Annotated in this window: 18 protein-coding genes; 10 read left to right on the plus strand and 8 right to left on the minus strand. The window is 73.7% G+C overall.

What is annotated here, in order from left to right; translation table 11 throughout:
* Positions 1–82: 82 nt before the first annotated feature.
* Together AB0H53_RS01235 and hisN are read right to left on the minus strand one after the other, a co-directional pair.
* Entirely contained in the window at positions 83–496 is a 414-nt protein-coding gene (locus AB0H53_RS01235; protein ID WP_362105256.1) for a CBS domain-containing protein, read from the minus strand.
* 105 nt (positions 497–601) lie between these two features.
* Entirely contained in the window at positions 602–1,405 is an 804-nt protein-coding gene (hisN, locus tag AB0H53_RS01240; protein WP_362105259.1) for a histidinol-phosphatase, read from the minus strand.
* 133 nt (positions 1,406–1,538) lie between these two features.
* On the opposite strand from hisN, the gene AB0H53_RS01245 reads away from it, so the two are divergent.
* Positions 1,539–2,267, plus strand: coding sequence for a TetR/AcrR family transcriptional regulator (locus AB0H53_RS01245; RefSeq protein ID WP_362105262.1), 729 nt, complete (start codon positions 1,539–1,541; stop codon positions 2,265–2,267).
* Here the strand turns inward: AB0H53_RS01245 and AB0H53_RS01250 are convergent.
* The 4 genes from AB0H53_RS01250 to AB0H53_RS01265 all read right to left on the minus strand — a co-directional run bounded on the left by AB0H53_RS01250 (position 2,233) and on the right by AB0H53_RS01265 (position 5,799).
* Complete coding sequence (locus AB0H53_RS01250) at positions 2,233–2,556, minus strand: multidrug efflux SMR transporter (RefSeq protein WP_362105265.1); 324 nt, start codon at positions 2,554–2,556, stop codon at positions 2,233–2,235. The two genes, AB0H53_RS01245 and AB0H53_RS01250, sit on opposite strands and share 35 nt — an antisense overlap.
* 123 nt (positions 2,557–2,679) lie before the next feature.
* Positions 2,680–3,693: a ribosome small subunit-dependent GTPase A gene (rsgA, locus tag AB0H53_RS01255; protein WP_362105268.1), complete on the minus strand. Its 1,014-nt coding sequence runs from the start codon at positions 3,691–3,693 to the stop codon at positions 2,680–2,682.
* A 5-nt stretch (positions 3,694–3,698) separates the two neighbouring features.
* Complete coding sequence (aroA, locus tag AB0H53_RS01260; RefSeq protein ID WP_362105271.1) at positions 3,699–5,015, minus strand: 3-phosphoshikimate 1-carboxyvinyltransferase; 1,317 nt, start codon at positions 5,013–5,015, stop codon at positions 3,699–3,701.
* Positions 5,016–5,085: 70 nt separating this feature from the next.
* Positions 5,086–5,799, minus strand: coding sequence for a M50 family metallopeptidase (locus tag AB0H53_RS01265; protein WP_362105274.1), 714 nt, complete (start codon positions 5,797–5,799; stop codon positions 5,086–5,088).
* Positions 5,800–5,981: 182 nt separating this feature from the next.
* Between AB0H53_RS01265 and AB0H53_RS01270 the strand changes: the two genes are divergently transcribed.
* The 9 genes from AB0H53_RS01270 (at position 5,982) to AB0H53_RS01310 (ending at position 14,379) form a co-directional block, all read left to right on the plus strand.
* Positions 5,982–6,797: an SOS response-associated peptidase gene (locus tag AB0H53_RS01270; protein ID WP_362105277.1), complete on the plus strand. Its 816-nt coding sequence runs from the start codon at positions 5,982–5,984 to the stop codon at positions 6,795–6,797.
* 25 nt (positions 6,798–6,822) lie between these two features.
* Positions 6,823–7,479 (plus strand): alpha/beta family hydrolase, encoded by a 657-nt coding sequence (locus AB0H53_RS01275; protein ID WP_362105280.1) that lies wholly within the window; start codon positions 6,823–6,825, stop codon positions 7,477–7,479.
* Positions 7,480–7,739: 260 nt separating this feature from the next.
* The gene (locus AB0H53_RS01280; RefSeq protein ID WP_362105283.1) at positions 7,740–8,396 is read left to right on the plus strand and encodes a sigma-70 family RNA polymerase sigma factor; all 657 of its coding nucleotides are present in this window, start codon (positions 7,740–7,742) and stop codon (positions 8,394–8,396) included.
* Positions 8,393–8,692, plus strand: a complete 300-nt coding sequence (gene rsrA, locus AB0H53_RS01285; RefSeq protein ID WP_362105286.1) for a mycothiol system anti-sigma-R factor — start codon at positions 8,393–8,395, stop codon at positions 8,690–8,692. Before AB0H53_RS01280 ends, rsrA begins: the two co-directional genes overlap by 4 nt.
* 280 nt (positions 8,693–8,972) lie before the next feature.
* Positions 8,973–10,397, plus strand: coding sequence for an HD domain-containing phosphohydrolase (locus tag AB0H53_RS01290; RefSeq protein WP_362105289.1), 1,425 nt, complete (start codon positions 8,973–8,975; stop codon positions 10,395–10,397).
* A gap of 29 nt (positions 10,398–10,426) precedes the next feature.
* On the plus strand, positions 10,427–11,704 hold the full coding sequence (locus AB0H53_RS01295) for an HD domain-containing protein (RefSeq protein WP_362105630.1): 1,278 nt from the start codon (positions 10,427–10,429) through the stop codon (positions 11,702–11,704).
* Between the two features lie 97 nt (positions 11,705–11,801).
* Positions 11,802–12,782, plus strand: coding sequence for a hypothetical protein (locus AB0H53_RS01300; protein WP_362105292.1), 981 nt, complete (start codon positions 11,802–11,804; stop codon positions 12,780–12,782).
* A 61-nt stretch (positions 12,783–12,843) separates the two neighbouring features.
* On the plus strand, positions 12,844–13,494 hold the full coding sequence (gene def, locus AB0H53_RS01305) for a peptide deformylase (RefSeq protein WP_362105295.1): 651 nt from the start codon (positions 12,844–12,846) through the stop codon (positions 13,492–13,494).
* Positions 13,495–13,641: 147 nt separating this feature from the next.
* Positions 13,642–14,379 (plus strand): D-Ala-D-Ala carboxypeptidase family metallohydrolase, encoded by a 738-nt coding sequence (locus AB0H53_RS01310; protein WP_362105298.1) that lies wholly within the window; start codon positions 13,642–13,644, stop codon positions 14,377–14,379.
* 58 nt (positions 14,380–14,437) lie between these two features.
* On the opposite strand, the gene AB0H53_RS01315 is transcribed toward AB0H53_RS01310, so the two are convergent.
* Together AB0H53_RS01315 and AB0H53_RS01320 are read right to left on the minus strand one after the other, a co-directional pair.
* A complete protein-coding gene (locus AB0H53_RS01315) occupies positions 14,438–15,448 on the minus strand; it encodes a ribonucleotide-diphosphate reductase subunit beta (protein WP_362105301.1) in 1,011 nt (336 codons plus the stop codon).
* Positions 15,448–17,805 (minus strand): ribonucleoside-diphosphate reductase subunit alpha, encoded by a 2,358-nt coding sequence (locus AB0H53_RS01320; protein WP_362105304.1) that lies wholly within the window; start codon positions 17,803–17,805, stop codon positions 15,448–15,450. Before AB0H53_RS01320 ends, AB0H53_RS01315 begins: the two co-directional genes overlap by 1 nt.
* Positions 17,806–17,807: the final 2 nt, after the last annotated feature.

Genomic DNA, 17,807 nt, shown 5'->3' on the forward strand with positions numbered 1-17,807 from the left:
TCCCGTACGGGGGCCGGCCCCTCCGGCGTGCGCACGGCCGTCGCTGTGCCGTGCCGCCGGTGTTCGCCCGGCGCCGCCGGTGTCAGCCGGCGGCCAGGGCGGCCGCCTCGCGCACCCGCACCGGCGCCCAGCAGCGGATGAGGTCGCGTACCGAGACGACACCGATCGGCTCGTCCCGCTCCAGCACGATCAGATGCCGGAAGCCGCCGTGCGCCATGGCCGTCGCGGCCTCCTCCAGGGTCCAGCCGGGTGCGGCGAAGACCACGTCGTTGGTGGTGTGCGCGCCCACCGTCTCGGTGTCCGGGTCCTGCCCGGTGCCGACGGAGACGAGGATGTCCCGCTCGGTGAGGATCCCGAGCCCGCTGGTGTCGTTGTCGTGGCCGAGGACGACGGCCGCGCCGACGCGGCGCGCCGCCATCAGCCGGGCCGCCTGGCGAAGGGTGTGTGCGGGTCCGATGGTCAGGACCACCGTGCTCATGGCGTCACGGACGAGCATGGACGGAGCCACCTCCTTGGTGAATTCGAGAAGGAATTCACAAGTGCACAAGTGGGGGGACTGTCAGAGTGGCAGCCATCCCGACCGGCAACAAGGGGGCGGACATCACCCGTTGGGCTGGTTCAGGTACCCGAGCAGTTCCTCGTGCAGCAGACCGTTCGAGGCGGCCGCGTTGCCACTGTGCGGTCCGGGCCGCCCGTCCAGGCCGGTGAACGTACCGCCCGCCTCCTGCACCACGATGGCGGTCGCGGCCATGTCCCACAGCGACAGCTCCGGCTCGGCGCAGATGTCCACCGAGCCCTCGGCGACCATCATGTAGGGCCAGAAGTCGCCGTACCCGCGCGTCCGCCAGCAGGCGCGCGTCAGGTCCAGGAAACCGTCCAGCCGGCCCTGCTCCTCCCAGCCGCTGAGCGAGGAGTACGCGAACGACGCGTCCGCCAGGTCCGCGACGCGCGAGACCCGCAGCCGGGTGGCCGACGTCAGGCTCCGCCCGGTGTACGCGCCGTGCCCCTTCGCCGCCCACCAGCGCCGGCCCAGCGCGGGCGCCGACACCACGCCCACCACCGGCTGGAACCCGTCCGGACCCGCCTCCATCAGGGAGATCAGCGTCGCCCACACCGGCACGCCCCGGACGTAGTTCTTCGTGCCGTCGATCGGGTCGACCACCCAGCGGCGGGGGCCGGTGCCCTCCACGCCGTACTCCTCGCCCAGGATCGCGTCGCCCGGCCGGGCCCGCTGCACACGGCCGCGGATGAGCTCCTCGGCGGCCTTGTCCGCCTCGCTCACCGGAGTCATGTCCGGCTTGGTCTCCACCTTGAGGTCCAGCGCCTTGAACCGGTCCATGGTGGCGGCGTCGGCGGCGTCGGCGAGGTCATGGGCGAGGCGCAGGTCATCGTGGTAGTCGGCCATGGGCGGCACTCTATCCCGGTGCGTTCGGGCGGGTCCGGCGCCGTCCGCGGGGACTATTGACAGTGCGTGGCCGTCCGTCAACCCTGTGCGCAGAGCCGCTCGGTCCCGGACGCGACAGCCCTGGGAGGCGACGATGCCCACCGCGCGAGAAGCACTGCTCAACGCCGCTCTGGCGGCGCTCGGCCCACTGCCCTGGTCGGCGGTACGGATGGTCGACGTGGCGTCCGCGGCCGGGGTGTCCCGGCAGACGCTCTACAACGAGTTCGGCAGCAAGGAGGGCCTCGCCAGGGCCCTGGTGCGGCGCGAGGCCGAGTCCTATCTGCGCGGGGTCGACCGGGTGCTGGCCGGCCGGCCGGACGCGGCCGACCGCCTGGTGTCGCTGGCCGAGTGGACCGTCGGCGAGGCCCGGGCCAGGCCCCTGCTGCGCGCGCTGCTCACGGGCTGCTGGGGTGAGCGGCTGCCCGCGCCGCTCCCCGCGCGCGCCGGCGCGCCCGAGACGGCCGGCGCCCCCGAGACGGCCGGCGCGCCCGCGCGACGCCGGGCCGACGCGGGCGCGCCCGCCCCCGGCGACCTCGCAGCGGCGGTACGGGACCGGTCGCTCGCCGCCCTGGCGCGGGCCGCGGCCCGCGACCGCGCCGAAGGGACGGGCCGGGACGGCCGGGGAGGGGAGGCGGAACGGGCCCGGGCGGCGGACGACCTGGCCTACCGGTGCGAGATGACGGTACGGCTGGCCCTGTCGTATGTGGTCGCGCCCGGCGGCGAACCGGGCGGAGCGGCCGCCGGGACCCCGGCCGACCGGGGCGTCGGGGCCCTGGTGCGGCGGGCGGTCAGTGGGCGGAGCCCGACAGCTGGAGACCGATGACCCCCACGATGACCAGCGTGATCGAGACGATCTTCAACGCCGAGACCAGGTCCCCGAGGAACAGCATCCCGTAGATCGCGGTGCCCGCCGCGCCGATGCCCGTCCACACCGCGTACGCCGGACCCACGTCCAGTTTGCGCAGGGAGAGCGTCAGCAGCCCGAAGCTGCCCAGCGCGAAGCAGGCGAACGCCACGGTCGGCCACAGCCGGGTGAACCCGTTCGAGAGCTTCAGACACACCGCGAAGCCGGTTTCCAGCAGACCGGCGGCCATCACCAGCAGCCACGCCATCGTCAGTGCCTCCCGCGTCGGTGACCGCGCCGTGCCACCCGGACGCTGGGTACTCGCCGCCCGGTGCTCGCTGGGTGCGATTATGCACTTACCGGGCGTCATGACCCGGGGACGTCACGCCGGTCAGTCGCCCTCGCGTCGCTCCCGGGTGGCGAGGAGCCGCCGCAGCGAGTCGAGCCGGGCCGGATCGGCGTGCCCCACCGCCACCCACGCGTCGAGCGCGCAGTCGGGCTCGTCGTGGCTGCACGCGCGCGGGCACTCCTCCGTACCCGGCACCAGATCGGGGAAGGCGTTGATCACCCGGGACGGGTCGACGTGGTGCAGCCCGAAGGACCGCACGCCCGGCGTGTCGATCACCCAGCCCTCGGCGCGTTCCAGGGGCAGTGCCAGCGCGGAGGTGGTGGTGTGCCGGCCGCGGCCCGTGACCGCGTTCACACCGCCGGTCAGCCGCCGCCGCTCCTCCGGCACGAGCGCGTTGACCAGGGTCGTCTTGCCGACGCCCGAGTGCCCCACGAACGCGGTGGTGCGGCCCGCGAGGTACTCCCGGACCCGGTCGGCGGCGGTGTGCCCGTCGTACAGCTCCTCCTGGCTGGTCACCACGTGCGGGATGTCCAGCGCCCCGTACAGCTCCAGCAGCTTCTCGGGCGGCGCCAGGTCCGACTTGGTCAGCACCAGCAGCGGCTCCAGGCCGCCGTCGAACGCCGCGACCAGGCAGCGGTCGATCAGCCGGGGGCGCGGCTCGGGGTCGGCGAGGGCGGTGACGATGGCCAGCTGGTCGGCGTTGGCGACGACCACCCGCTCGTAGGGGTCGTCGTCGTCGGCGGTGCGGCGCAGCACGGATCCGCGCGGCTCGATGCGCACGATCCGCGCCAGCGTGTCCTTCTTGCCGGACAGGTCGCCCACCAGGGACACCCGGTCACCCACCACGGCGGCCTTGCGGCCGAGCTCGCGGGCCTTCATCGCCGTCACGGCACGGCCGTCGACGAGACAGGTCAGCCGCCCGCGGTCCACGGTGAGGACCATGCCCTCCGCCGCGTCCTCGTGTTTGGGGCGGATGCTGGTGCGGGGCCGGTTGCCCTTGGGGTTGGGGCGGGAACGGATGTCGTCCTCGTCGGGATTCTTGCCGTATCGGCGCATTGTCGTCAGGCCTCGAGCATTCCGGTCCACATCTGCGGGAAGTCCGGCAGGGTCTTCGCGGTCGTGGCGACGTTCTCGATCTCCACGCCCTTGACGGCGAGGCCGATGACCGCTCCGGCCGTCGCCATCCGGTGGTCGTCGTACGTGTGGAACACACCGCCGCGCAGCGGGCGGGGGCGGATGATCAGCCCGTCCTCGGTCTCCGTGACGTCGCCGCCCAGGCCGTTGATCTCCTTGGTGAGCGCGGCGAGCCGGTCCGTCTCGTGCAGCCGCAGGTGGGCCACGCCCCGCAGGGTGGACGGCGAGTCGGCGAGGGCGGCGACCGCCGCGATGCCCGGTGTCAGTTCGCCGACCTCGCCCAGGTCCACGTCGACGCCGTGGACGGTGCCCGTGCCGGTGAAGATCAGACCCTGCTCGGTCAGCTCGCAGGAGCCGCCCATCCCGGTGAAGATCTCCCGGAGCGCGTCACCCGGCTGGGTGGTGTGCTCGGGCCAGTCGGGGATGGTCACCCGCCCGCCGGTGACCAGGGCGGCGGCCAGGAAGGGCTGCGCGTTGGACAGGTCGGGCTCCACCGTCAGGTCACGGCCCAGCAGCGCGGAGGGGGAGACCCGCCACACGTCCGGCTCGCCGCCGGTCTCCGGCTCGTCGACCTGGGCGCCGACACAGCGCAGCATGTCGACGGTCATCCGGATGTGCGGCATGGAGGGCAGCTTCGCCCCGACGTGGCGCACCTCGACGCCCTGGTTGAAGCGCGGTCCGGACAGCAGCAGGGCGCTGACGAACTGGGACGAGGAGGAGGCGTCGATGGTGACCGGTCCGCCGTCCAGCGCCCCACCGCCGTGCACCGTCATCGGCAGCGCGCCGCGCCCCTCGTCGTCGATCCGGGCCCCCAGGACGCGCAGCGCGTCGATGACGCCGTGCAACGGGCGCTCGTAGGCGCGCGGGTCCCCGTCGAAGCGGACCGGGCCGTCGGCGAGCGCCGCGACCGGCGGCAGGAACCGCATGACGGTGCCGGCGTTGCCGACGTCGACGGTGGCGGGGCCGTGCAGGCCGGCCGGGATGACCCGCCAGCGCTCGCCGGTGCCGTCGGGGCCGACGCCCTCCTCGATACCGACGCCCAGCATGCGCAGGGCCTCGGCCATCAGCAGGGTGTCCCGGGAGCGCAGCGGGCGGCGCAGCCAGCCGGGCTCGGAGGCGAGGGCGGCCAGTACCAGGGCGCGGTTGGTGACCGACTTGGACCCGGGGACGGTGACGGTCGCTTCGACGGCCCCGCTCGCGTGCGGAGCCGGCCAGAGGTCGAGGTGGGCGGGGCTTTCGGTCATGCCCACACTTTAGTAGGGACCTCGGGCCCCGGCGGCTCGCGGACCGGCCGCCCGCCACCGGCCCGCGGGCTCACAGCCCCAGCAACCAGCGACCGCCGCCGATCAGGGAGCACAGCGACACCGCGTGGAACAGGAAGAGCCACAGCGCCGCCGGCACATGGGTCAGCCGGGAAAGCTGGTCCACGTCGGAGTCCGGCGCCCCGCCGTGCCGCCGCTTGGCCTGGAGCTCGAAGACCGGCCGCACCCCGCCCAGCAGCAGGAACCACACGGCGCTGTACGCGAAGGCGGACTGCACGTCCGGGCCGGTCAGCCAGGAGACCAGCAGGAAGGCCGCGCCCGTCACGACGACGGTCAGCGCCCCGTAGGCGTTGCGGATCATGACCAGCATGGCGACCAGCAGCGCGGTGGCCACCCACAGCAGCAGCGTGACGCGGTGCGCCGCCAGCAGCCAGGCACCGCCCAGGCCCAGCAGGGAGGGCGCGGTGTAGCCGGCGGCGGCGGTCAGGATCATGCCGAGACCGGTCGGCCGGCCCCGGCTGACGGTCAGGCCGCTGGTGTCGGAGTGCAGCCGGATGCCGTCCAGCCGGCGGCCGGTGAGCAGCGCGACCAGCCCGTGCCCGCCCTCGTGGGCGATCGTGACGGCGTTGCGGGAGATCCGCCACAGGACGTGCGGCCCGGTCACGGCGAGGGCGGCGGTGGCCGCCACGACGACGAGCCAGACGTCCGGGGGCGGCTGGGTGCCGGTGATCCGGTCCCACAGCGCTCCGAGGCTGGTGCTGTTCATGGTGCGGGCGACTCCTGGGGTCTTGGCGGACGGGCGAACGGGCGGACCGGCGGACCGGCGCACGGGACGGGCTGCGGGGACCCCTGGAACCTAAGCGGGTACCCGGCTCCCGGAACAGCCCGCCGCCATGGCGGTGTTCCGCCGTAGGCTCGTGGCGCACACATATGAGGGGTGGTAGCCAGATGTGCGGACGGTACGCGGCCAGTCGCCGGCCCGAGGATCTCACCGGGCTCTTCCAGGTCGAGAAGTGGGAGCCGGAGGAGGCCCTGGAACCCGACTGGAACGTGGCCCCCACCAAGGAGGTCCACGCGGTGCTCGAACGCCCGGTCAAGGGCTCGGACAGCCCCCGGCCGGTACGGCAGCTGCGCACCCTGAAGTGGGGACTCGTACCGTCCTGGTCGAAGACCCCGGAGGGCGCGGCCCGCATGATCAACGCCCGGGCCGAGACGGTGCACGAGAAGCCGTCCTTCCGGCGGGCCTTCGCCGAGCGCCGCTGCATCCTGCCCGCCGACGGCTACTACGAGTGGGTCACCGGCGCCGGTGAGCGGGAGCTGGAGGAGCAGGGCAAGCGGAAGCGGCCGCGCAAGCAGCCCTACTTCGTCGCCCCGGCCGACGGCTCGGTCTTCGCGATGGCCGGCCTCTACGAGTTCTGGCGGGACCGCACCCTGCCCGACGACCACCCGGCCGCCTGGTGGGTGACCTGCTCGGTCATCACCACCGAGGCGGAGACCGGCCCGCTGGGGGTCGCCCCCGCCGACGGCCCGCGCTCGCTGGCGGACATCCACCCGCGCATGCCGCTGATGCTCACCGAGGACCGGTGGGACGCCTGGTTGGACCCGGCCCGCACGGACCCGGACGACCTCCGCGGCCTGCTCGCCCCGCCGCCGGAGGGACTGATGCGGGCCTACCCGGTGTCGACGGCCGTCAGCAACGTCCGCAACAACGGTCCCGAGCTGCTGAAGGAACTCGCCGCCCCCGAGGAGGAGACCCTCTTCTAGGGCGCCGCCCGGCAGGATGGACGCCGTGAAACAGCGCACCGAGACCGTTCCCACGTCCGCCGGCGACGCCCGCGTCACCTGGTACGGCGCCGAAGGCGCCGCCCGCCTGGTACTGGCCCTCGGCCACGGGGCCGGAGGCGGCGTCGAGGCCAGGGACCTCCAGGCCCTCGCCGCCACCCTGCCCGCGGCCGGGATCACCGTCGCCCTGGTCGAGCAGCCCTGGCGGGTCGCCGGGCGCAGGCTCGCCCCCGCGCCGGCCCGGCTGGACGAGGCCTGGCGCGACGTGTGGCCCGCGCTGCGCGCGCCCGGCGCCCCGGTGGTGGCCGGGGGGCGCAGCGCCGGCGCCCGGGTCGCTTGCCGCACCGCCCGTGAACTGGGCGCCCACGCCGTACTGGCCCTGTCCTTCCCGCTGCACCCGCCGGGCAGGCCGGAGCGCTCCCGGGCGGACGAGCTGCTCGGCGCCGGGGTGCCCACCCTGGTCGTCCAGGGTGGCAACGATCCGTTCGGCAGGCCGGGGGAGTTCCCGGAGGGCGGTCACGAGCTGGTGGAGGTGGCCCACGCGGACCACGGTTTCGCCGTGCCGAAGCGGTCACCGGTGAGCCAGGAGGAAACCCTGCGGACGATCACCGAGGGAGCCGGGAAGTGGCTGGCCGGGCTGCGGGAATGCCGGCCGGGGCGGTGACGTTGTGACGGGCGTCGATGAGAGTGAACAAGCCAGCAGAGGGAGTCCGTCGCATGGGTTCGACCATCTGCCCGAACCGGTCGCACGCCGTTGAGCTGGACTGGACGGTCCTGCCCGCGGCCAGGACCGCTCCCGCCGGGGCGCCGGGTGGACCGGGTGGAGCACCGGGCGGAACAAAACGAAAGGGACTGGCGCCGGAAGGTCGACTATTCTCCGATTCGAGCGGGTCCGCACTCGGTCCCGCAACAGCGCTGGAGGAGGTGGGTCCGGTCACTGGGACCGACACAGGGACCGACGACGGCCCCGAGGAGACGACGGCCGAGCGCAACGCGCGCTTCGAGCGGGACGCCCTCGGTTTCCTCGACCAGATGTACTCGGCGGCGCTGCGCATGACGCGCAACCCCGCGGACGCCGAGGACCTGGTGCAGGAGACGTACGCCAAGGCGTACGGGTCCTTCCACCAGTTCCGTGAGGGTACGAACCTCAAGGCGTGGCTGTACCGGATTCTGACCAACACCTTCATCAACTCGTACCGCAAGAAGCAGCGCGAGCCCCAGCGGAGCGCCGCCGAGGAGATCGAGGACTGGCAGCTCGCCCGCGCCGAGTCGCACATGTCCACCGGCCTGCGGTCCGCCGAGTCCCAGGCGCTGGACCATCTGCCCGACTCCGACGTGAAGGAAGCCCTCCAGGCGATCCCCGAGGAGTTCCGCATCGCCGTGTACCTGGCCGATGTGGAGGGCTTTGCGTACAAGGAGATCGCGGACATCATGGGTACACCCATCGGTACGGTGATGTCCCGACTGCACCGTGGCCGCCGCCAGTTGCGCGGCATGCTCGAGGACTACGCCCGCGAACGCGGGCTGGTACCCGCGGGCGCCGGAGAGTCGTCGAACAACGGGAAAGGCTCGGGCTCATGAGCTGCGGAGATCCGCACGAGATGGAGTGCTCGGAGATCCTGGAGCATCTCTACGAGTTCCTGGACCGCGAGATGCCCGACAGCGACTGCACCAAGTTCGAGACGCACTTCGAGGAGTGCTCGTTCTGCCTGGAGAAGTACGGGGTGGAACAGGCGATGAAGAAGCTGGTCAAGCGGTGCTGCGGGCATGACGACGTACCCACTGACCTGCGGGCCAAGGTCATGGGGCGCATCGAGCTGATGAGGTCGGGGCAGACCCTGCCCGGCAAGGACCTCCCGCTCGCGTCCCAGGAGTGACCCCGCCGGGCCCGGCTCCCCCTCCACCGGGCCCCGCGCCGGCCGCCCCCGGGCCGCCGGCACCGCCTGGCCGGCCGGACGGCCGGGCCGCACCCTCCCGCTGCCACGCCGCACCACCCCGCGCGCTCGCGTCCGCCGTCGCCCTGACGTCGCCCGCCGGTCACCTCCGCGTCACCCAAAGGTGCTAATCGGCTCCGACCCGCCGCTGTGATCATCGCAACTCGCTAGCCTGACGGACGATCTGCGAGGCCGGTCGGACGGCGGGTGAGGAGGCGGGGCGGTGGCGGGCATGGCGGCGGTGGCGCGCGCGTACCTTCCGGGCACGGCCGGGCCCCCGGTGGCCGTCGCCGGCCGCGTCACCCTCGCGCTGTGCGTGTTCCTGCCGCTGCTCGCGGCCTCCCCCGTCCCGGCCGCCCCCGCCCGGTGGCCGGTGCTCGCGCTCCTCGCCGCGCTGTACGCCGTCTGCGCCCGGCTCGCCCGGCACCCCTTCCTGGGCACGGCTGCCGACGGCCCGCCGGGCCGGGGCGGCGGGATCTGCCTGCCCGTCCTGCTGGCCGCGGCCCTGCTGCTGCCGCCCGCCGCCGCGGCCCTCGTGGCCGTGCCGGGCGCGCTGCTGGCCCGCCCGGGGGAGCGCCGGACCGGCCGCCGGCGCGTGAGGCGGATCGCGCGCACCCGGCGCGTCGAGCGGGTCCGGCGCACGGGCCGGCTCGCCGTCGCCACCTGGGCCGCCGCGCAGGCCGCGGCCCTGCTCGACGGCCCCCAGGCGGCCGGCCGGCCGGACTTCCCGTACGTCCTGCTGCCGGCCGGTGTCTCGGCCCTCGTCTTCTGGCTGGTGCGCACCGCCCTCGACGGCCCGGGCAGGGGCCGCCGCCCGTCGCCCGGGTCACCGGTGCCGTACCTGGTGCACGGCCTCGCCGGGCTGATGATGGCGGTGCTGTGGCGCAGCCCCTACGGCTGGCCCGCGGCGCTGACCGTCCTGCTGCCCGTCTGCCTGTCCTGCTGGGCCTTCGCCCAGTGCCGGCGGGAGCGCGCGGCGCACCGGGCGACCATCCGGGCCCTGGTGGAGGCGGTGGAGCTGAAGGACGCCTACACCCGGGGCCACAGCGAGCGGGTGGGCCGTGCCTCGATGCTGATCGCCCGGGAACTGGGCATGGACGAGTCGCGCATGGAGGTCCTCCGGTTCGCCGGGACCCTGCACGACATCGGCAAGCTCGGAGTGCCCACCCGGGTGCTGCGCAAGGACGGGCCGCTGACCCGGGAGGAGCGGCGGATCATCGAACAGCACCCGCACCACGGGCGCGAGATCGTGCGCGGCATCGGCTTCCTCGACGAGGCGAGTGCCGCGATCCTGCACCATCACGAACGGGTGGACGGCAGGGGCTACCCGCACGGCCTGAAGGGCGAACAGATCCCCGAGGTGGCCCGGGTGGTGGCGGTCGCGGACGCGTTCGACGCGATGACCTCCAACCGCTCCTACCGGCGCGCCCGGCCGGTGGCCGCCGCGGTGGCGGAGCTGGAGCGGTGCGCGGGCAGCCACTTCGACCCCCGGATGGTACGGGCGCTGGCGCGCGCGCTGGAACGGCACGGCTGGCCGGCGCCGGCCGGCCACGGCGAGCCTCCGGCAGCGCCCAGCCGAAACGTCCCTCCGGCCCGTCCCCCGGCGCGCGGCGCGGCCCCCGGGCCCACCCGGGGCGGTGCCCGGTGACCCCCACCCGCACCCCGCTCACCGCGCGCCTGACGCACACGCTGGCCGCCGCGCTCGCCGCCGGCGGGCTCGGGTGGACCCTGTGGCACGGGCTCGCCGACCCCGGAGTGGCCCTCGCCTTCGGGCTGCTGGTGGCCGCCGGTGAGCTGGTCCGCGGCGGTCCCCGGCCCGGAACCGGGACCGGCCCCCCGCCCGGAGCCGGGGCGCCGGCCGGGCCGGTGGAGCCGTGGGGCAGGGAGCCGGCTCCCCTCGGTGCCGCCGCCGCCCTCGCCTACGCCCTGCTGGGGGAGTGCGCGGGGCGGCCCACCGGGCACGGCACGGCGCAGGTCGTCGCCGTCGTCGTCGCGGGTGTCCTGGCCGGATCCGTACCGCGGGTGGCCAGGGGCCACGGGCCCACCGCCGACCAGGCGGCCCGGCGGGTGCTCACCGTGGGGTGCGCCGCCGCGTGCTTCCAGCCGCTGGCCGACGGGAGCGGCTGGGCGCGCGGCCTCGGCCAGGGCCCGTACCACGCCCTCGTCCTGCTCCTCCTGCTCGCGCTGACCGGCCTGGCCGACGCCGCGCTGGGCGCCCTGCTGCTGCGGGCCCGCACCGGAGGCCCCCGCCGCTCGCTCCTGCGCGCGGAGCTGCGCGGCCTGCTCGGCATCGGCTCCGCCGTGTGCGCCACCGGCGCCGTGCTGGCGCTGGCGGTGGCCGTCGCGGGCCTGTGGGCGCTGCCCGTCGTCTGCGTACCGCTGCTGTTCACCCAGCGGTCGCTGCGCCGGTACGCCGCCGTGCGCGCCACCTACCGCGAGACCATCGCCTCCCTGGCGCGTGCCACCGACGTCGCCGGGTACACGCGGCCGGGACATGCCCACCGGGTGGCGGCGCTCAGCCGGGCCGTGGGGCGCGAGCTGGGGCTCTCGGAGCCCGACCTGACCGTTCTGGAGTACGCCGCACTGATGCACGACATCGGACAGCTTTCCCTGGTCGACCCGGTGCCGGAGGGCGCCACCGTCCGCCTGCCGGCGGCCGAGCAGCGCCGTATCGCGCTGCTGGGCGGCGCGGTGGTGCGCCGGACCGGTGTGCCGGCCGCCGTCGCCGCCGTCGTGGAGCGGCAGGCCGACCCGTTCCGCGAACAGCCGCTGCCCGCGCGGATCGTGCGCGCGGTCAACGCGTACGACGACCTCGTGGGGGCAGGTGCCGAGGAGGCGCCGGGCGCGCTGGAGCGGCTGAGGCTGGGCACCGCCCGGGACTACCACCCGGCGGTGGTCGAATCGCTCGCCAGAGTGCTCGCCCGCGACGGCGTCGCGGGCCCCGGACCTGGGTAACCCATGGGTAATGAGCGGGCGTGCGACCGGGCATGGTTGGATGCGAACAAGAGGGTGTCCGGGGGCAGAGACCTTCAGCGACCGGCAGGCGGGAATCGTGAGGATCTTCGGGAAGGTACGGCATCGGCCCTCCGCCTCTTGGCGGCAGGCCACCGACCGCGCGTTCACGCTGATCGGGGACGGGCGGTACGAGGACGCGGGCGCGCTGTTGACGCGGGCGGCCGATCTGGAGCCCTGGCTCTCGGAGTCCTGGTTCAATCTGGCGCTGCTGCACAAGTTCCGCCACGACTGGGAACAGGCGCGGGCCGCGGGGCTGCGGGCGGTGGCGCTGCTCGACAAGGAGACCGGGGCTCCCGACTGGTGGAACGTCGGCATCGCCGCCACCGCGCTCCAGGACTGGCCGCTGGCCCGGCGGGCCTGGCAGGCGTACGGGCTGAAGGTGCCCGGGGCGGCCGCGGCCAACGGCGAGCCGGCCGGGATGGACTTGGGCAGCGCTGCCGTGCGGCTGTCGCCGGAGGGCGAGGCCGAGGTGGTGTGGGGCCGCAGGCTCGACCCGGCCCGCATGGAGGTGCTGTCCATCCCGCTGCCGTCGTCGGGGCGGCGCTGGGGCGAGGTCGTCCTGCACGACGGCGTCCCCAACGGGGAGCGCACCACATCGGCGGGCCACAGCTTCCCGGTGTTCGACGAGATCGAGCTGTGGGCGCCGTCACCCGTGCCGACCTGGGTGGTCCTGCTGGAGGCGGCCACCGAGGCCGACCGGGACGCGCTGGAGCAGCTGGCGTCCGACGCCGGTTTCGCCGCCGAGGACTGGTCCTCGTCGGTGCGGCTGCTGTGCCGGACCTGCTCGGAGTCCCGGATGCCCAGCGCCGAGGGTGAGGGCGAGCACCTGGACCCGCACGACCACAGCGAGCCGGGCCATCCCGGGCCGCTGGGCCACCGCTCACCGGGCGGGCTGTGGGTGCCGGAGCGCGAGTGCGGCATCGCGGCGCCCGCCGGGCTGGTGCGGGGGCTGCTGGACGGCTGGGTGGCCGACAGTCCGGACAGCCGTGAGTGGCGGGATCTCGAAGAGGTCTGCTGAGCCCTGCCCGTAGGCTGTACTCGCTCACATTCGGGTATTCCAGGAAGGCGCGAAGGCGGACATGGCGCAGCAGGAGACGGACCAGCACACCGACGGCGGGCCCGTCGTGGACGACGAGGGCTTCGTCGTGGACACGCGGGACTGCGAGGAGCGCGAGCGCGCGTACCGCGAGCGCGGCACCTCCCGCCCGATCACGGTCGTCGGCAACCCCGTGCTGCACAAGGAGTGCAAGGACGTCACCGAGTTCGACGACGAGCTGGCGCGGCTGATCGACGACATGTTCGCCAGCCAGCGGACGGCGGAGGGCGTGGGCCTGGCCGCCAACCAGATCGGCGTCGACCTGAAGGTCTTCGTCTACGACTGCCCGGACGACGACGGCGTACGGCACGTGGGCGTGGTCTGCAACCCGGTGCTCGAGGAGCTGCCGCCGGAGCTGCGGGTGCTGGACGACTCCAACGAGGGCTGCCTGTCCGTGCCGACGGCCTACGCCTCGCTGGCGCGCCCCGACTACGCGGTGGTGCGCGGCCAGGACGCCCAGGGCAACCCCATCAAGGTGCGCGGCACCGGGTACTTCGCCCGCTGCCTCCAGCACGAGACGGACCACCTGTACGGGTACCTGTACATCGACCGGCTCTCCAAGCGGGACCGCAAGGACGCGCTGCGCCAGATGGCGGAGGGCACCCCGCGCTACGAGGTCGTCCCCAACCAGTGACGTGCGCGCGGCCCCGCACCGGTGACCGGTGCGGGGCCGTGGCATGACCGCCGTGGGACGGACGGATGACGGCCGCGCCGGACCGGTTGACGCGCGTCGACCGCGCCGCCAGTCTCTGCGGTGTCCCTCTTCACCGCTGGAGGCCCGATGCCCGGACGTACCGCACGACTCCTGCTCGCCTTTGTCATGCTCATGGCTGTCGCGTCGGCCGGGGTGGTGGCCACGGCCGGCGCCGCGCACGCGGACGGCTGCTTCACCTGGTCGCGCACGCTCTCCGAGGGAGCGACCGGCGCCGACGTCACCCAGCTCCAGATCCGGGTCGCCGGCCACGCGGGATACGGCGGCGTCCTCGCCGTCGACGGCGACTACGGGCCGGCCACCACCGCGGCGGTCAAGCGCTTCCAGGCCGCGTACGGGCTCACCGCGGACGGGATCGCCGGGAACGCCACCTACACCAAGCTGTACGCCCTCCAGGACGACGACTGCACGCCCGTCCACTTCAGCTACGGCGAACTCAACGACTGCAACACCACCTGGGCGGGCGGGGCGGTGAGCGCCGCCACCGCCAAGTCCAACGCCCTGCGCACCATGTGGAAACTGGAGGCCATGCGGCACGCGCTCGGCGACCAGCCCCTCACCGTCACCAGCGGCTTCCGCTCGTACGCCTGCAACGAGGCGGTCGGCGGGGCGTCGGGCAGCCGTCATCTGTACGGGGACGCGGCGGACCTCGGCGCCGGCCCGCACTCCCTGTGCAGGCTCGCCCAGCAGGCCCGGTACCACGGTTTCCACGGCATCCTCGGACCGGGCTACCCCGGGCACGGCGACCACACCCACCTCGACCACCGCGCGAGCCGCTTCTGGTCCGCGTCCAGTTGCGGGATCTGACCGGCCCACGGGGCGCGGCGGTGGCCGGAGGGCCGCCGCCGCGCCCCCGCGGGACGGGTCAGAAGTCCTCGTCGAGGTCGACCGAACCCTCCACCGCCACCTGGTAGGCGGACGGGCGCCGTTCGAAGAAGTTGGTCAGCTCCTGCACCCCCTGGAGCTCCATGAACGAGAACGGGTTCTCCGAGCCGTACACCGGGGCGAAGCCCAGCCGCTGGAGCCGCTGGTCGGCGACGCACTCCAGGTAGGCGCGCATCGAGTCGGTGTTCATGCCCGGCAGGCCCTCGCCGCACAGGTCACGCGCGAACTGCAGCTCCGCCTCGACGGCCTCCGCCAGCATGTCGGTGACCTGCTGCCGGAGCGCGTCGTCGAACAGCTCCGGCTCCTCCTTGCGGACGGTGTCGACGACCTCGAAGGCGAAGCTCATGTGCATCGTCTCGTCGCGGAACACCCAGTTGGTGCCGGTCGCCAGGCCGTGCAGCAGGCCGCGCGAGCGGAACCAGTACACGTAGGCGAAGGCGCCGTAGAAGAACAGTCCCTCGATGCAGGCGGCGAAGCAGATCAGGTTCAGCAGGAAGCGGCGGCGGTCGGCCTTCGTCTCCAGCCGGTCCAGCTTCTCCACCGAGTCCATCCACTTGAAGCAGAACTCGGCCTTCTCACGGATCGAGGCGATGTTCTCCACCGCGTCGAAGGCGGCCGCCCGGTCGTCCGGGTCGGGCAGGTAGGTGTCGAGCAGCGTCAGGTAGAACTGGACGTGCACGGCCTCCTCGAAGAGCTGTCGCGACAGGTACAGCCGCGCCTCGGGGCTGTTGATGTGCTTGTAGAGCGTCAGCACCAGGTTGTTCGCCACGATCGAGTCGCCGGTGGCGAAGAACGCCACCAGCCGGCCGATCAGGTGCTGCTCTCCCGGCGTCAGCCTGGCGAGGTCGGCGACGTCGGAGTGGAGGTCTACCTCTTCCACGGTCCAGGTGTTCTTGATGGCGTCCCGGTAGCGCTCGTAGAAGTCCGGGTAGCGCATCGGGCGCAGGGTCAGCTCGAAGCCCGGGTCGAGAAGGTTCTTGGCATCGGACATCACTGGCAGGCCTCGCAGGACTCGGGGTTCTCAAGGGAGCAGGCGACCGCGTCGGGGTCGGCCGGGGCCGCCTGCGCGGGCACGGGGGTGGCGGACGCGGCGCGGGCGATCCGGGTCGCCGGGCGCGAACGCAGGTAGTACGTGGTCTTCAGGCCCTGCTTCCAGGCGTACGCGTACATCGAGGAGAGCTTGCCGATCGTCGGCGTCTCCAGGAACAGGTTCAGCGACTGCGACTGGTCCAGGAACGGCGTACGGGCCGCCGCCATGTCGATCAGGCCGCGCTGCGGGATCTCCCAGGCCGTCCGGTACAGCTCGCGCACCTCGGCCGGGATCCAGGTGAAGCCCTGCACCGAGCCGCTGGACTCGCGCAGCGCCTCACGGGTCTGCGCGTCCCACACGCCGAGCTTCTTCAGGTCGTCCACCAGGTAGGAGTTCACCTGGAGGAACTCGCCCGACAGCGTCTCGCGCTTGAAGAGGTTGGAGACCTGCGGCTCGATGCACTCGTACACGCCCGCGATCGAGGCGATGGTCGCGGTCGGCGCGATGGCCAGCAGCAGGGAGTTGCGCATGCCGGTGGCCGCGACGCGCTCACGCAGCGCCGCCCAGCGCTCCGGCCACGTCAGCTCCACGTCGTAGTGGTCCGGGTGCAGCACCCCGCGCGCGGTGCGGGTCTTCTCCCAGGCGGGCAGCGGGCCGTTGCGCTCGGCCAGGTCGCAGGACGCCTCGTACGCGGCGAGCATGATCCGCTCGGCGATCCGGGTGGACAGCGCCCGCGCCTCGGGGGAGTCGAAGGGCAGCTTCAGCCGGAAGAACACGTCCTGGAGGCCCATGGCGCCCAGGCCCACCGGCCGCCACTTGGCGTTGGACCGGCCGGCCTGCTCGGTCGGGTAGAAGTTGATGTCGACGACCCGGTCGAGGAAGGTGACGGCGGTGCGGACGGTCTCGTCGAGACGCTCCCAGTCGATGTCCCCGCCGGCCACGAACGCGCCCAGGTTGACCGAACCCAGGTTGCAGACGGCGGTCTCCCCGTCGTCGGTGACCTCCAGGATCTCCGTGCACAGGTTGGACGAGTGGACGGTGTGGCCCGGCTCGGCGGTCTGGTTGGCCGTACGGTTCGAGGCGTCCTTGAACGTCATCCAGCCGTTGCCGGTCTGGGCCAGGGTGCGCATCATCCGGCCGTACAGGTCACGGGCCGGCATGGTCTTGCGGGCCAGGCCCCTGGCCTCGGCGGCGCGGTAGGCGGCGTCGAACTCCTCGCCCCACAGGTCGACCAGCTCCGGCACGTCGGACGGCGAGAACAGCGACCACTCGGCGTCGGCGTTGACCCGGCGCATGAACTCGTCCGGGATCCAGTGCGCCAGGTTGAGGTTGTGCGTACGGCGCGCGTCCTCACCGGTGTTGTCGCGCAGCTCCAGGAACTCCTCGATGTCCGCGTGCCAGGTCTCCAGGTACACGGCCGCCGCGCCCTTGCGCCGGCCGCCCTGGTTCACCGCCGCGACGGAGGCGTCCAGCGTCTTCAGGAACGGCACGATGCCGTTGGAGTGCCCGTTGGTGCCCCGGATCAGCGAACCGCGCGCCCGGATGCGGGAGTACGACAGGCCGATGCCGCCCGCGTGCTTGGACAGCCGCGCCACCTGGTGGTAGCGGTCGTAGAGGGAGTCCAGCTCGTCCAGCGGGGAGTCCAGCAGGTAGCAGGACGACATCTGCGGGTGGCGGGTCCCGGAGTTGAACAGCGTCGGCGACGAGGGCAGGTAGTCCAGCCGGCTCATCAGCCGGTACAGCGCCGCGACCTCCTCCAGCGCGCCTACCGAGTCGTCCTCGGCCAGCCCGGCGGCGACCCGCAGCATGAAGTGCTGGGGCGTCTCGATCACCTTGCGGGTGATGGGGTGGCGCAGCAGGTAGCGGGAGTACAGCGTGCGCAGCCCGAAGTAACCGAAGCGGTCGTCGGCCGCCGGGTCGATGAGCGCGTCCAGCCGGTCCCGGTGCAGCCGGGCGAACTCGGCCGTACGGTCCGCGATCAGGCCCTCGCGGTGCCCCACGGCCACCGAGGCCGAGAAGGCCACCGCGCCCTGTCCCGCCGCCTCGTCGGCGATGGTCCGGGTCAGCAGCCGGGCCGCCAGGCGCGAGTACGCCGGGTCCTCGGCGATCAGCCCGGCCGCCGCCTCGGTGGCCAGCTCCCGCAGCTCGGCCTCGTCCGAACCGGCGTGCCGGCCGCGCAGCGCGGCGGCGGCGACCCGGCCGGGGTCGGTGTCGGGCAGGTCGGCGGTGAGGTCGGTCAGGACCCGCAGCAACACGGTCCCGGGTCCATCGTTCTCCGCGTCCCTGGCTGTGGCCGGATCTGCTGGCGCGATGGTCACGT

The sequence above is a fragment of the Streptomyces sp. NPDC050856 genome (assembly GCF_040653855.1).
In the GTDB taxonomy this organism is placed as follows: Bacteria; Actinomycetota; Actinomycetes; order Streptomycetales; family Streptomycetaceae; genus Streptomyces.